The following is a 13798-nucleotide window of genomic DNA, read 5'->3' on the forward strand; positions in this document are numbered from 1 at the left end:
GTCATAGCTTCGCTTGTTATTCGAGATCGTTGTCTCAACCAGCCTCAAACATGTTTCTACAAGTAGGGGGTGAACAGTTTAGCGGACGGGATCGCGGTCCCACGGGCAGAGGCGTTCGCCCCCGGCTACCGTTACAAAACCTCTAAAAACAAAAGAGGTCAACCAGTAAAAACTGGTTAACCTCATAATACGAACGGGCAGAATAGTTCAATTAATTCTACAGAAATACCGCGGGGATTGAGTATTTTTAAAATCACAAATCAGACGTTATCTGTAAAGATAGGCAACATAAAAATACCTATAAAGAAGAGTAGACGTGAGAGCAGAGATCCACAGAGTGCGTGGCAATGACAATCCATAAATTTCGTTCGATGTCCATGGCCATAGCTTGTACAAGGAAGGAGCCTATGAAAGTATACTTCTTTTTATTCATACTTTCGTGGGCGGTGACATTTAGTCAAAAATTTAACACCGTTTACTCGTTGTCCGTCATAGATATGAACTTGCGGGGGTCCCGTAAAATTATTTTATTATCCGGGCAATTGAGCCACATTCAGTCATATAAATAGGTGATAGCAGTTGGAACCTGTTGAGGAGGATTTTATACAAATGATGTTACCGAGTGAAAAGTATTTCGGTAAGTTTGAGGCGGTTTTTTTATTTTACGGAGCCATGCCGACAGGCGTTTCTGTTTCTGAAACCGGGCGTATTTTCATTTGCTTTCCAAAATGGGGAGACGACGTTAAATTTACAGTGGCTGAAATTGTACATGATACATTACAGCCTTATCCTAGTTTAGACGCTAATGTGGTAAGCCCATCGAATATCACAACGTCCCTCATTAGTGTCCAAAGTGTCGTTGCTGATGGAAATGGTACGCTTTGGGTATTGGATACAGGAGCTCCTAATTTCTCAGAACCCATCAAAGGGGGGGCGAAGTTAGTCGCTATTGATTTAAATTCAAATACTATAAAAAGTGTATATACATTTACGGAAGATGTTGTCCTGCCAACCACGTATCTGAATGATGTCCGAGTTGACTTTCGTGTTGGTAAAGCAGGTTATGCTTATATAACGGATTCGTCTTCCCGAGGACCAGGAGCCATTATTGTCGTTGATTTAGAAACCGGTTATGCCTGGAGACGGTTAAATGGAGCAAATTCAACTTCGCCCGATCTCTATCTCTTACCGAAAGTTGAAGGTAAAATCATGATGAATCGAAACCAAGACGGATCTACTTCACCCTTTAGATTGGCATCCGATGGTATAGCGATTTCCCCGGACGGCAAGATGTTGTATTTTTGTCCTCTCTCCAGTCGTCATCTGTACTCGATTTTAACGGAAGCCCTAAGAGACCGAACGATACCGGATATGAATTTACAGTATCACGTGAAGTATTGGGGAGAAAAAGGTGCTTCAGATGGAATGATCACCGATGCAAAAGGAAACGTTTACGCTGGAGACTATGAAAACAATAGTATTCGAAAGATATTGCCGAATGGAATAATGGAAACCATTGCACATGATCCGAGAATTTTATGGCCGGATACTTTTTCTATTGGTCCAGATCAATACTTATATTTCATCGTGAACCAATTACATCGGCAGGCGAGATTTCATAATGGAAATGACCTTCGGCAGAAGCCTTATAGTTTACTCCGTATGAAAATAGACGAACCACCTGCTCCTATCTTTTAGTAAATACTTCGTTTTACAAAGTTGACTCTATTTGCATAGAAAATGTATTTTATGACTTTATGGTTATTAAGAATTTGGAGTCTGTCGCTCGGCAGTCTGTTCAGCTATCGAGAAACTATAGCTCAATAAACATGAAGAAACGGCAGCCAGTATAAGGACTATCGTTTTCTCAACTATGGGCAGAATAGTTCAACAAGAATGCCAGCATGCCTGCATTGGAAAATAACACAGAACGAGAACCGTTAAGAAAATGGTTCTCGTTCTGTGTTTGTGCAAGCTTATTTTCGCACATTCGTCAAAGGTTGTATATGAAGCTCATATGTAACGTCAAATTTCATGTTCGCCCAGAGAGTAGACCATTCATCCTCGCTCATGGGCTTCGAAAAAGGACCTAGTGTAAGAGTACCTATTTCCAGAGGGTCCATTTCCGACTGTTGCATTTTCTTTAGCAGCTCTGTTGTTTGTTTTTCGAAAAGCGATTTTATCTGTTGTTGAATTACCGCTAATTGATCAAGGTTGTCTATATCTCCCTTTCCACGGTACTCTTCAATTCGACCTTTGAGATCGACGTTGAGAGATAATGTTGAGTAATCGAGATTTAATTTCATCTTTGTCTCGGAAGTGACATTCCCGATCGCTATTGATAACTCTGGGATGGTAAGGACTTTAAGGTGATGATTATGATCAATCAGTTGGAATATTTGTTCATTTCTCTTATTAATGTTCGTTTGCAGTTTATCGTTTTTGAAGAAGGCAGTTCCTTCGTAGATAAAATGTTCTTTATCGACCTTGAAAATAGGTGCCACTGGATCGGAGTATGGTGAATAGTACCTTTTCATAAATTGATGTAGATTTACAATAGTCATATCTCCTTGTTTCTTATTTTCATAGTGTTTAAGCAAACGGTAAAGTAAATAGCCGGGAATGTCTTGTGTTTTTATTTGATTTTTAATGAAATCATCAAAGCTTCCATTGACGATGACGATATAAAGGCGTTGAGAAATATCAGGGTCCGTAAATAAAGTGTTCATAAGTGATGTAATGCCTTTTTTCGCCAGTTCTTGTTCAATAAATACCATACGAAGTTGTCCTGATTTTACTTCCCGATAATAGCTTAAATTAAAATCCTTTCCTCCCTCCTTCAATAGATCGACTTCTTGGGTAAGCATTTTTTTTGATTCAGAATATATGGGTGGTACCAGTGTGCTTATTCTTAGCTTCCCTTCTGTACCCTCAGTAATCGACCACCAAATCACAGGGGAGATTTCTTCGATCTGATTGTTATCTACAAATGGGGAGCATCCAATCATCCATAGCATACTGCTCATTATGACGAGGAACATCGTATGTTTAAACAGCCTCAATGCTAGATAAGCCCCTTTCGTTTGCAAGCAATCAGAAGGAAGGTTGGGATGAACAAGTAGGTAAATGCCCGTAACCAAATCTGCAGGCTCATCAAAGGGTTCTGTTCAGTTTCATCAAACCACTTGTCTAGAATAATCGTACTTATTAAAATCATGATCCAACAGGTTATAAAACCAATTCGATTGCTCTGTTCGTTTAATCTTCCTGAAACTATTCGAATAGCCCCGTAGAACCATAAGAAATTAAGGGAAATGGCCCACACATAATAAAACATTTGCAAGCAAATTAAAATGATATCAATTCGCTCAAAAACAGGAGTTTGCAGATAACGAATAAGGTCCGTTACCGGAAATCTGCTTTTGTTCAAGTATTGGGAACTAAAAAATAATAAGGAAACAACAAACATAATCAAATACTCAAAGACAGACGCGGTATTAGCAAATGTCAAATATTTCAACATCTTTTGTTTTTGGTTTATCCACGGCCCAATAAAGACCAAGTACTCCGGTCCCGAGAACGCTTGCCAAATGAATAGAATATTCTTCCAGGAGACTGTCGACCAGTCTGCGGGGATTAAGGGATATAAATCGTGAAGTGACGCCATCGATGGGTAGAAGAAAGGAATAAAACATAAAATCATCCAAGCGGAACCAAAAAAGGCAATAACGACAAAGCGTATCGCATTCGTCATTCCTCGAGAGGCCGCGTACAAACAAATCCCAAAGAGAAATAAAATCAACCACAAAGGATTCATGGAAGGGAAGATGATACTATTAATCACTTCCACAGTCCCCAGTGTACTTACATATATTTTAGCAAAAATGAAAAACAGACCAACGAAGGCCAAAACACGAACCGTCCGCTTTCCAAATAGTTGAACGAATCCTTGATATCCTTTGGTGGAAATGTCTGATGAAAACCATTTTGCAATCAAGATCATATTCAATTGTGATAAAATCCCCACGGCAATTAATACCCAAATCATATAGGGACAAACCAATTTGGAAGGAGTGACTAAGACGAAATATAGCATTTGACTTCGGTTGACCATGAAAAAGACATAGATCCCGCCAAACGTGGCCGTTCTCTCATATAAGGAAGATGCCTTCACATTATTTTCTCCTTTGACTGGTTCGCCATTTCTGTAGGGTATGTAAATATTCAGGACGTTCCTTCATCCAATGGAAAGGACCCCGAATGAAAAGATCTAACCAATCCCTCCAGTAAAGAGGAGCTAAGGGGGCAAAATAAGGCTGTTTCAAAGATGTGAGACTATTCAAATGGACAAGAATAACAATTATCCCGAATACTATCCCTAACATTCCCATATAGTTGGCAAGGAAAAGGAAAGCGAATTGAAGCAGTGTGTTTGATTTTGTCACGAGATAATTAGGGACTAGAAACGAAGCGATAGCCGTAACACCTACTAAAACAATTAATATTTTGCTTGCAAAACCAGCTTCAACGGAAGCTTGTCCTACGACAATGCCACCAATCACGCCTAGTACTTGACCCGACTTGGTGGGCATCCTAAGACTTGCTTCTTTGATGATCTCTAGGGTAATCAGCATTAAAAATGCTTCCCAAAATGGCGTAAACGGCAATTTGGTTCTAGATTCTAATAATACAAAAAGAACTTGCATCGGGAGCATCTGATAATGATGCGTGGCTAACGCAACATAGATCGGGACTAATATTAACGAAAGTACATAGCTTACATATCGCAGCAGCCGCAAAAAACTGGCAACCAGCCAGCGATTAATGTAATCCTCTGGAGATTGAAACAGATGAAAAAATGTTATGGGAGCCGTTAACGCAAATGGTGTATTGGCTACTAAAAAAGTAATTTTTCCCATTGATAAAGTGAAAGCGCATAGATCCGGGCGGTCGCTTTGTTGAAATTGCGGGAATATACTATGATAATGATCTTCCATGAATGCCGCAACATGGGACGAATCCAAGAAAACATCAAAATCAATGGTAGATAGTTTACTTCTTGCAATGGAAATAAATTCGGGATTGGTCACCCCTTCCATATACATCATGACAACCTCTGTTTTACTTACAGAACCGACAGAAAACCTTTCTGATTTTAAAGATGTCGATGGAAGCCGTCTGCGAATCATTGTCACATTTTGATCGATTTGCTCACTAAAGCTATCTTTGGGTCCAAACATAATGGTTTCGGTTTCCGATGTTTCGATGGCGCGAGTCAATGGATTTGGAAGAGGTGCTGCCCACCACTGATTCTTCATAGGTTCATAGAAAAGAATGGATCCCGTTAATAGTTTCTGCTGACCTTCCTCCATCGTGACAATTCTGGATACCTTAGCTGTGGCTATGCATTCATTTATTTCTTCAAGATCACAGCGGAGCAGCGGTTCGATAACGGATTCATTTAAGCGTTCTTGGTCAATTAATGTTCTTATGTAGAGAAACATCACCATTTGATTATTATTGGCCCTGTGTTCGATGATTTCTGCATCGTCCATGTTGGCCAAAATTTGCCTAAATGAATCTATCGTTAGGACGGTATTCTGAGGTTCAGGTTTCTCAAAATGGTGTCCAATCTTAAGCTTCTTCCAAAACATAAACACCATCCTTACAAAGTGGGGAGTAAAAGTTGAAAATATTGGTTATGCCTTTATAATTTATCCATGACTGGATCATTTATACCCTTAGGGTTCGTATGTATGAGAACTGTTTCATGAGGTGCATGCGGATACATGTTGTCCTTTTTTTCAGTAATTGGCAGATTAGCGAAACCTAAACGACTATTAGAACGTCTAATCTAATAATTTCCAATTTAAGGGAAGATGGGGAGGGGACATGTCGCAGAAAAAGGGCTATGCACTCTTTACAGTATTAACAATATGGGCAGTAAATAAAATAGTGGTTCCTATTAGCAATAACGTGGTGACAGTTCAAGGTATACCTGGTCAACAAACGACTCAGCAGATTTCTACAGTACAAATTGATAAAGATACTGTATGGGTGATTGAAACCAACAGCAACTTAATAAAAGTTATAACGCATGATCCGGATGGTTATCATATGAAACAAATAAAAATGTCTATCCAAAATCAATAATATTGTGTTGAACGAACGGGTAACTTTAGTTAAACAAACTAAGGGCACCGGTTACAATGATCAGCTGCCTTTTCTCATCTACTTGACTGGATAGTTAAAAACTCAGCTTCTAATATATGGGGTATGATGGAAGGTGAGTTTTATACAAGGGGGAAACATATGCAAAAATTTCAGAATAAAATGTGTCTGTTTGTTTTGAGCATTACAATTTTAAGTGGATGTATAAATCCCTCTCTGACTTCCACGAATACTCAGATAGCGCCAACTACACCTGCGCTTGACACACCAACACCAACTCCAACTCCTACGCCAACTCCAGCCCAGCAGCGGTCAAGACTCAAAAACGAATACTAAAGCAAACGGGTCTGTAAACCTCACTGACAATGATGTAAAAGGAATTCTCAAAGAGCTTATCTCAAAGGCGGTAAATGTCTACGGAGTATTTAACGGAACTGAAGCGATTAAATTTGATGAAACGAAAACAATTCCAGGTGACAAAGATTATTTACTTGTTACAGGCGAGAAAATTAAAATGGGCTTATTCAACAACGTTAAATCAATGACGGATTTTAAAAATGCAATTGAAGGGGTATTTACAAAAGATATCGCCCAAAAGCTATTTTATAGTCGATATCTAGAAATTGTTGACGATGGTAGTAAAGATCGACCTTATTATAAGGGGTATGAAGGACAGCTTTATATATACAAATGGATGGGAGGACATGGAGCGGCAACGGATTATCTAACTGATACCACCAAGATAATAAAACAAAACGGTAATATTGCGGTTGTTGAGTTAGATACTACACTGTTTGGCAAACCGGATAAAAATTGACACTAACGATTGAATATGTAAATGATAAATGGCTTCTGGCATCATCACTTGTCTAATAAAGAAGACACATTAGAGTGTTAAACTAATGGCGAACGTTAGCGTTCAATGAATTGAAACGGGAACTGCTTCTGCGGCTCCCATTTTAAGAGCAGAACTTAACAATATACCTTAAGAGGCTACCGGCACATTGTGTGTATGGGTAGCCTCATGTGTTTTGGGAGTCTGTTCAGTTAAACGGACAACAAGGAAATCCCTCATATATGTGCAATTTAAGTTGATTGATGGAGAACGCGATAATTAAAAATTGAACGAAATAAATATACAAGCCCACATAACCGATTCATATGATGACGATGGTGTTGCTGTTGCAAGACTGCAACGGAAATATTTTCGGCAGCCCTTTATTTTAATCTGAAGATCAATAAATTAGGAAAAACACGATAGAAGAGAATTAAAAGCTTAGTCTAGTTTTAATCCCAAGTACTAAGCATTTTTTGAAAACAAAATATGGATAGATATGTATATATTGGACAAAATAAGCGCACGTAACCATGATCTGGGAATAGGTGAACATCATGAAAGCGACATCTCATTCAATGGACATTGCGAAAAGCTTGTCAATATCAATCCATGATAATTTGACCTTGTTGAATCAAATATTTGAAGGCGCAAATGATCTAGTGGTTCAAGAATGGCGTTTCGGTAAGGATTTCTCCATTACTGCCTCTTCGATTTACTTTAAAACACTTTCCAATGAAAAAGAAACCAATTACATGAAAAAAGCGCTTCAAGATCTGCTTAAGCCTGAAAACGAAACTGCCATAGACGTGACATTGGCAGCATTTACCTCATTTTTTGAAAACCATGGCGTATCTACAAAAAATGCTGTTCTGGTTGAACGTCTTGACGATGTTGTTACCCATATTTTAAACGGTCATATTGTTATTCTCATCGATAAATGGTGTAAAGCACTTGCGTTTGATGCATTTGACGTCGAAACCAGGCCTGTGGCAGAACCAGTAAGTGAGTCCGTCGTACAAGGTCCACGCGAAGGAAGTGTCGAGGATCTTCAGACTAATGTGGGCTTGATACGAAAAAGGTTGCGAAGCTCGGACCTTAAAATGATTTTTTTGGTCGGAGGAGGTGAATCGAAAACAAATCTCGTATACGGGTATTTAGATAGCCGTGTGAACAAGCCTTTGCTGAATACTTTCGTTGAAAAAATAAGCTGCATCCCCGAGTTGGAAATTCTCGAGACATCGTATATCGAAGAATTGGTGGAGGATAATATCTATTCTCCGTTCCCGCAAGTGCGATTCACCGAACGTCCAGATGTAGTAGTTGCTGGACTACTGGAAGGTAAGATAGTGGTGATGGTTGATGGAACCGGCACTATGATGTTATGCCCGGGCTTATTTATCGAATTGTTCCAATCAAGTGAAGATTATTACCAACGGACTGTCTTATCGAGTTTAATCCGGTTGTTGCGCATTTTTGCATTTTTTATCGCACTCTTGCTACCCAGCATGTATATCGCGCTCACGACATTTCATCCTGAGCTCATCCCAACAATATTACTTCTTGCCATCGTCGATGCAAGAGAGGGAATACCATTCCCAGCTTTTGTTGAAGCTTTTCTCATGGAGTTTTTCTTTGAATTGCTTCGGGAGGCTGGAATTCGTTTACCACGTCCTGTTGGGTCAGCTGTTAGTATCGTGGGGGCACTTGTTATTGGGGAAGCCGCAATTTCAGCAGGCATTGCATCGCCAAGTATGGTCATCATCGTGTCATTAACGGGAATTGCTTCTTTTGCTATCCCTCAATACAGTGTGGCGATCGCGTTACGTGTTATGCGCTTTCTGTTGATGATTTTAGCAGCTTGGCTCGGAGGATATGGATTGATGTTAGGGTTGATTTTAATCTTGCTTCATCTGTGTAAATTGCGCCCACTAGGTCAATATTACATGTCTCCGCTCGCGCCTTTGAACTTACCTGAATGGCGGGATGTATTTGTTCGTGTACCTCTTCGACAGTTAATGCGAAAATCAAGAGCTGGCATCCTAGGAAGGACTTTACAGAGGAATGGTAAAAGATGAAAAAGATTCTCCGAATGAAAATGGTATTGGTGATTGTTTCGATCTTCCTTACTGGTTGCTGGAGTCATTACGAATTAACTGATTTGGTATTCGTGATGGGTTTGGCGATCGATACAAAGCAGGACGGTACTGTACAGATTACTACACAGTACTATAAACCGAAGGGAGGAAATAATAGAAGCCAGGGCATTGGAACCACAAGTTTTAATGTCATATCAACGGGCAAGTCGGTACTACCAGCAATACGCAAAATCACAGGAGAACTTGGAAGGAGATCACAGTGGAGCCATATGCGAGTCATTCTAATCAGCGAAGATACCGCACGCAGAACTAATGTTGGCGATCTACTGGATATTTTCTATCGCGACCCTGAACCTCGACTAACAGCGTCCATCATGATTACAAAAGGTAGTGCACAATCGTACTTAGAAAAGAAACCAACACTAGAGCAAACGACTAGTCAACAAATCATGCGATCCGAGAAGGCGCTCTATAAGTATTCAGCTCGAACTGTGGACTCTAATTTGTTAGATTTAGGTAAACAGTTGAAGGACAAAACTGGCAATGCGGTCATTGCATATATCATTCCCAACCAGGAGAAAGGCTTCAAAGTCAGCGGTTCCGCTTTGTTTAAGAAAGACAGGATGGTTGATAAATTGACAGGAGACGAAAATGACGGATACCTCATGCTAACGAATCGTTACAACTATGGTCTGGTCGAGGTTCCATGTGGGAATTCTGCTGAAAACAAGCAGAAAAATGAAACCGTTGAAGTAACCGCGTTTTCGAGCAATCTAAAGTATCAATTTGTTAAAGACAAATTGATCGTTTCGGTTAAGGCAACGGCCAAAGGCTCGGCACGAGAGCTTAAATGCACCGCTTTCGATTCAGTCGATGCCGAGACAGCTTTTGTGAAAAAGACGGAGGAAATTATTGTCGATCGGATGAAACGAACTTTTGAGGATTTGCAAAAAAAGAGGCTGGACATTTTTCTAATCGGCAATCGTGTTTATCAAAATAATGAGACCTTATGGAACAAGATAGAGCCGGAATGGGAAAACTATTTTTCACAAGCCAGTTTTGATGCTCGCGTTACGTTGCATCTGGAAAACACGGGTACATCTGCCGGTAAACCGGTATTTTCGAAGTAACCTGGAAGGTGAATGCATGACTGGATTTATTATTTTGATTATTATCCTATTTGGAGCGATCCTGATTCATGATTTCAAACGTTTAAAAGGAGTCCAAGCCAGAGAACGCATCGTATATGTTTCACTTTTGACTGTTACCGTACTTATGAGCATCGATTGTATTTGGCATACGAAACTATTCGCAATGTACGATTGGGCGGACTATGTATTTGGTAAAAGTTCTCGTAAGGTGGTAGAAATGTTGAAACCCTCTGAATAACTTGGGATTAGGTGAATAAATTATGGATTTAAAAGGGTACAAAATCAGTGCAAGACAGCTAGGAGTCTTATTTTTCACATATTTAACCGGGTCATCCATTATAAATATTCCCGGCCCCTTAATTGCAGTAGCGAAAAACAACGCATGGTTGTCCATCCTTATTTCTTGGACTGCCGGGTGTCTGCTGCTAACAGGTTTGCTCTACTTGCATAAACGCTTTCCAAGCACTGATTTTATTGATATCAGCTCTTCCTTAATCGGCAAGGCTGCGACGTTCATCATCGTGATCCTGCTTCCGTTACCTTTTATTATTCATATTGGTACAGGGATTACGCTGGATGTCGGCCTCTTTATGGAGAGCACCATGATGAGTGAGACTCCGATTTACATCTTTACTTCAACAATATTGATTGTGACTGTACTGACTGTCCTGTCAGGCATCGAAGTCATCGCACAAATGTTTACGTTACTTTTAGTTACATTATTAGTTTTTGTAGGCATCGTGCTTGTGCTCAGTATTCCAGAATATGATTTCAGTAATTTGAAACCTCTGTTACCGAGTAAGTTCAAGCCTGTTATTCTGGGTGCTTATATGTCTTTTTCATTTCCATACGCGGAACTTTTCTTGTTTAGCATGTTGATCCCATTCGTAAGAGAAGATGAACGAAATCGAATACCGAAGGTAATGTTTGTCTCAATGTCCTTAAATCTGATCGTATTAATTCTGGTTACCATGAGCACGCTCCTAGTCTTCGGTCCCATCGCTGGCGACCGTAAATTTCCTATGTTCGAGTTGGCGCGGATGATCGAGGTACAGGAAATCATACAACGAATTGAATCCGTTATAGGCATGTCCTTGATTGTGGGCTCTTTTATGAAAGTAACAATTGTGCTGTATGTTATGAATTTATTTATAGTACGATTGTTCAATCTCCGTGACAGCCGCCTGTTAATATTAATCGTGGGAATGATCTTTTTTTTAAATGGGAAAGCCTCCTTCACAGGCGTGAGGAAATGGGGGGAAATCGTTAGTTATTTAGGTCCAATGTGGGAGCCCTTTGCATTTGTAATGCCTTTAGCAATATTACTTGTAGTCAGTGTCTTACGGCGCAATTTGGTTCAAGCAAGGCCTCCGAATTGATTTAAAAGACAAGGTTGCGAATCTTGGGTCAGTCTAAAACATTTTACAGAGTTCGCACTTGTCGATGTTGGTACTGAACACATCAATTAGTGAACTAGTTTGATAATTCGAATGATTTTCTACATGGTGATAAATAAAAGAGGACTTCATCTCTATAAACTCTAAAGATGAATGTCCTCAATTTATAATACTGGATGAGCAGAAAAAGCGTTGTTGACGGGATACTTATATCCTTGGTTGTACCGATGATTATGTCTAACGGAAAACGAGAGCTCAATAAACTTTGAAAGGAGACTGCAATGAATTGGCAGCCTTCTAAAAAATAGTAAAGCCAATCGGAGAGAGAACCGATTGGCTTTTTGTTGGAGCAAGTTGATATTATTAGTAATTCCATTATTTCTGTAATTTATTCCAGAGTTTTTGGGGGTGGCAATGGTCACTCAGTTAACGGAGAAAGATAGTACAGTTACAACGGGGAGCAGCTTGCCACAGCAGCTCCCTGTTTTCATTCAAGTAACGGGCAGTATAGCGTGGTGTCATCGAGATTTTTTCATGGAATTACTAGGGGAAATAGCGCAAAGATACTTATTATATATACATCTAATAAGTGAAGAAACGGGGTGCATGCATGATACCAATGAAATTAAAAACAAACTAATTGCCACTACAGCTACATGTTTAGTTACGGTAAGTATATTTTCTATTTACGATGCCCAACCAAACACAAGAAGCGGCAGTCTTAGACTTTATTTTTGAGTCCTAGTGCGCCGCTGTTTCTTTTATGGGGTCAGTCTAAAACTTTTTTACAGAGGCTGCTATTTTTCGATGTTTCCTACGCGAGATGTGGCTTCGTATTTTATGTTTGGAGGTGCATGGCGGGGTACGGCCTTAAACCAATGAGAGAAAAAAATAATCAGTATACAGATGTTAATGGCATCGCCTCCATAATACATGAGCATAACGCCGTTTTCTGCTTGGACTGCTGAAATACCATTTGGTGAGTTTGCATACAAATATTTCGATAAGATTCCATGTGCAGCCATAGCTGATACAAATGCAATGGAACGGTACACGAAGCTTGTTTGATGTGGAGGTTTGTCGATGTAAATCATCGAAATAGTGAATAAGTAACCCGCCGAGAAGACATGAAGATGCACAAATAGAAATAATATTGAGGAATGGTGCATCCTCGCATATAAGTCTGTTGTGTATAAAATATAAAGTCCGCCGATGTTAAGGAGGGAAGCTACGCATGGATCACTAACTATGCGAAAAGGCAAGCTTTTGAGAATACTTGCGAGTCTGCGTGATAGACGAATGGGCAGGGTCCTTAAAATGAGGGTTATTGGCGCAGCAAGTGCCATGAAAAGCGGGGCCATCATCCCCAAAAGCAAATGGCCTAACATGTGTGCAGTGAAATTCATATTTGCAAGATGGGCTAATGGGCCAGCAACAGGTAGTACCGCACAAAATATGCCAAGAAACCAATAGATAGCACTCGCGACGGGCCATTTCCTGTAAGTACGGCTGGACTTCACCGCGGCATATAAATAGAGAATGAGTGCACTTAGACCTACCGAAATGAGGATGAAATCAGAATTAACATCGATCCCATGTATTAGGTGTTCATTCATTGACATTTCCGTTCCGTAATTCTTTCCGTGAGTGAAGGGTAAGAATGATACCAACGAGCAACAGGACACTAGCTCCAATATTCCAAACCATATCGTAAATAATCACATTTGGGGTGTATCGGATTTGGTGAAGACGCATGATTTTGTGTTGGACTGTTCCATCATAGAGTTGGAAAGAGCCACTGCCTAGGAAAGCACCACCAATCCACCTATTGAGGTGTAACGCTTTTCGACGGCGCAGGTCCGCAAACATAAACAGCGATCCAATAGTTGCAAACCAACTGAACGCGTGAAACAAACCATCGGAAATCAAGCCGATTTGGGTCGTGGATTTGTCGTAAAAATGATGCCAATGCAGAAGTTGATGAAATACCGTTTCATCAATAAAACCGACTAAACCGAGGCCAAATAAAATTCCAGACCATAGATTGCGGTTGGCATATGAAGTGAAATTACGATCTTTCTGAATCAGGTTCGCTGTATTCATTCGCAGAATTCCTTTCCTAATTTGCTACCTTTTTTCTTCCTC

Annotated in this window: 12 protein-coding genes; 7 read left to right on the forward strand and 5 right to left on the reverse strand. The window is 40.0% G+C overall.

From position 1 onward, the window contains the following. Positions 1-609 precede the first annotated feature (609 nt). The gene (locus AC58QM_RS34820; RefSeq protein ID WP_497289247.1) at positions 610-1698 is read left to right on the forward strand and encodes an L-dopachrome tautomerase-related protein; all 1089 of its coding nucleotides are present in this window, start codon (positions 610-612) and stop codon (positions 1696-1698) included. 278 nt (positions 1699-1976) lie between these two features. Here AC58QM_RS34820 and AC58QM_RS34825 read toward each other — a convergent pair whose 3' ends face one another. Genes AC58QM_RS34825 through AC58QM_RS34835 form a run of 3 tightly spaced genes read right to left on the reverse strand, consistent with a single transcriptional unit; the run spans position 1977 to position 5654 of the window. Beyond that, positions 1977-3041: a Ger(x)C family spore germination protein gene (locus AC58QM_RS34825; RefSeq protein WP_497289274.1), complete on the reverse strand. Its 1065-nt coding sequence runs from the start codon at positions 3039-3041 to the stop codon at positions 1977-1979. Between the two features lie 23 nt (positions 3042-3064). Next, entirely contained in the window at positions 3065-4174 is a 1110-nt protein-coding gene (locus AC58QM_RS34830; RefSeq protein WP_497289248.1) for a GerAB/ArcD/ProY family transporter, read from the reverse strand. A 1-nt stretch (position 4175) separates the two neighbouring features. Beyond that, complete coding sequence (locus AC58QM_RS34835) at positions 4176-5654, reverse strand: spore germination protein (RefSeq protein ID WP_497289249.1); 1479 nt, start codon at positions 5652-5654, stop codon at positions 4176-4178. A 238-nt stretch (positions 5655-5892) separates the two neighbouring features. Between AC58QM_RS34835 and AC58QM_RS34840 the strand changes: the two genes are divergently transcribed. The 6 genes from AC58QM_RS34840 (at position 5893) to AC58QM_RS34865 (ending at position 11635) form a co-directional block, all read left to right on the forward strand. Continuing rightward, positions 5893-6153, forward strand: a complete 261-nt coding sequence (locus AC58QM_RS34840; protein ID WP_497289250.1) for a hypothetical protein — start codon at positions 5893-5895, stop codon at positions 6151-6153. Between the two features lie 277 nt (positions 6154-6430). Beyond that, the gene (locus AC58QM_RS34845) at positions 6431-6988 is read left to right on the forward strand and encodes a hypothetical protein (protein WP_497289251.1); all 558 of its coding nucleotides are present in this window, start codon (positions 6431-6433) and stop codon (positions 6986-6988) included. Positions 6989-7563: 575 nt separating this feature from the next. After that, the gene (locus tag AC58QM_RS34850; RefSeq protein ID WP_497289252.1) at positions 7564-9084 is read left to right on the forward strand and encodes a spore germination protein; all 1521 of its coding nucleotides are present in this window, start codon (positions 7564-7566) and stop codon (positions 9082-9084) included. Beyond that, on the forward strand, positions 9081-10235 hold the full coding sequence (locus AC58QM_RS34855; RefSeq protein WP_497289253.1) for a Ger(x)C family spore germination protein: 1155 nt from the start codon (positions 9081-9083) through the stop codon (positions 10233-10235). Before AC58QM_RS34850 ends, AC58QM_RS34855 begins: the two co-directional genes overlap by 4 nt. Before the next feature lie 16 nt (positions 10236-10251). After that, positions 10252-10494, forward strand: a complete 243-nt coding sequence (locus tag AC58QM_RS34860; RefSeq protein ID WP_497289254.1) for a hypothetical protein — start codon at positions 10252-10254, stop codon at positions 10492-10494. A 22-nt stretch (positions 10495-10516) separates the two neighbouring features. Then, entirely contained in the window at positions 10517-11635 is a 1119-nt protein-coding gene (locus AC58QM_RS34865; protein WP_497289255.1) for a GerAB/ArcD/ProY family transporter, read from the forward strand. An 815-nt stretch (positions 11636-12450) separates the two neighbouring features. Here AC58QM_RS34865 and AC58QM_RS34870 read toward each other — a convergent pair. Together AC58QM_RS34870 and AC58QM_RS34875 are read right to left on the reverse strand one after the other, a co-directional pair. Then, positions 12451-13269, reverse strand: coding sequence for a cytochrome c oxidase assembly protein (locus tag AC58QM_RS34870; RefSeq protein WP_497289256.1), 819 nt, complete (start codon positions 13267-13269; stop codon positions 12451-12453). Next, positions 13262-13756 carry a DUF2243 domain-containing protein gene (locus AC58QM_RS34875; RefSeq protein ID WP_497289257.1) on the reverse strand — a complete coding sequence of 165 codons (495 nt, stop codon included), beginning with the start codon at positions 13754-13756 and terminating at the stop codon, positions 13262-13264. The genes AC58QM_RS34870 and AC58QM_RS34875 overlap by 8 nt, the downstream gene beginning before the upstream one ends. Positions 13757-13798 lie beyond the last annotated feature (42 nt).

Source organism: Paenibacillus sp. J22P165, assembly GCF_059692015.1.

What these genes read in the sequence shown, in the direction of transcription:
- AC58QM_RS34820 (WP_497289247.1), top strand. Translation starts at nt 610, where the DNA reads ATGATGTTACCGAGTGAAAAGTATTTCGGTAAGTTTGAGGCGGTTTTT.
- AC58QM_RS34860 (WP_497289254.1), top strand. Translation starts at nt 10,252, where the DNA reads ATGACTGGATTTATTATTTTGATTATTATCCTATTTGGAGCGATCCTG.
- AC58QM_RS34825 (WP_497289274.1), bottom strand. Translation starts at nt 3,041, where the DNA reads ATGTTCCTCGTCATAATGAGCAGTATGCTATGGATGATTGGATGCTCC.
- AC58QM_RS34855 (WP_497289253.1), top strand. Translation starts at nt 9,081, where the DNA reads ATGAAAAAGATTCTCCGAATGAAAATGGTATTGGTGATTGTTTCGATC.
- AC58QM_RS34850 (WP_497289252.1), top strand. Translation starts at nt 7,564, where the DNA reads ATGAAAGCGACATCTCATTCAATGGACATTGCGAAAAGCTTGTCAATA.
- AC58QM_RS34865 (WP_497289255.1), top strand. Translation starts at nt 10,517, where the DNA reads ATGGATTTAAAAGGGTACAAAATCAGTGCAAGACAGCTAGGAGTCTTA.
- AC58QM_RS34840 (WP_497289250.1), top strand. Translation starts at nt 5,893, where the DNA reads ATGTCGCAGAAAAAGGGCTATGCACTCTTTACAGTATTAACAATATGG.
- AC58QM_RS34875 (WP_497289257.1), bottom strand. Translation starts at nt 13,756, where the DNA reads ATGAATACAGCGAACCTGATTCAGAAAGATCGTAATTTCACTTCATAT.
- AC58QM_RS34870 (WP_497289256.1), bottom strand. Translation starts at nt 13,269, where the DNA reads ATGAATGAACACCTAATACATGGGATCGATGTTAATTCTGATTTCATC.
- AC58QM_RS34835 (WP_497289249.1), bottom strand. Translation starts at nt 5,654, where the DNA reads ATGTTTTGGAAGAAGCTTAAGATTGGACACCATTTTGAGAAACCTGAA.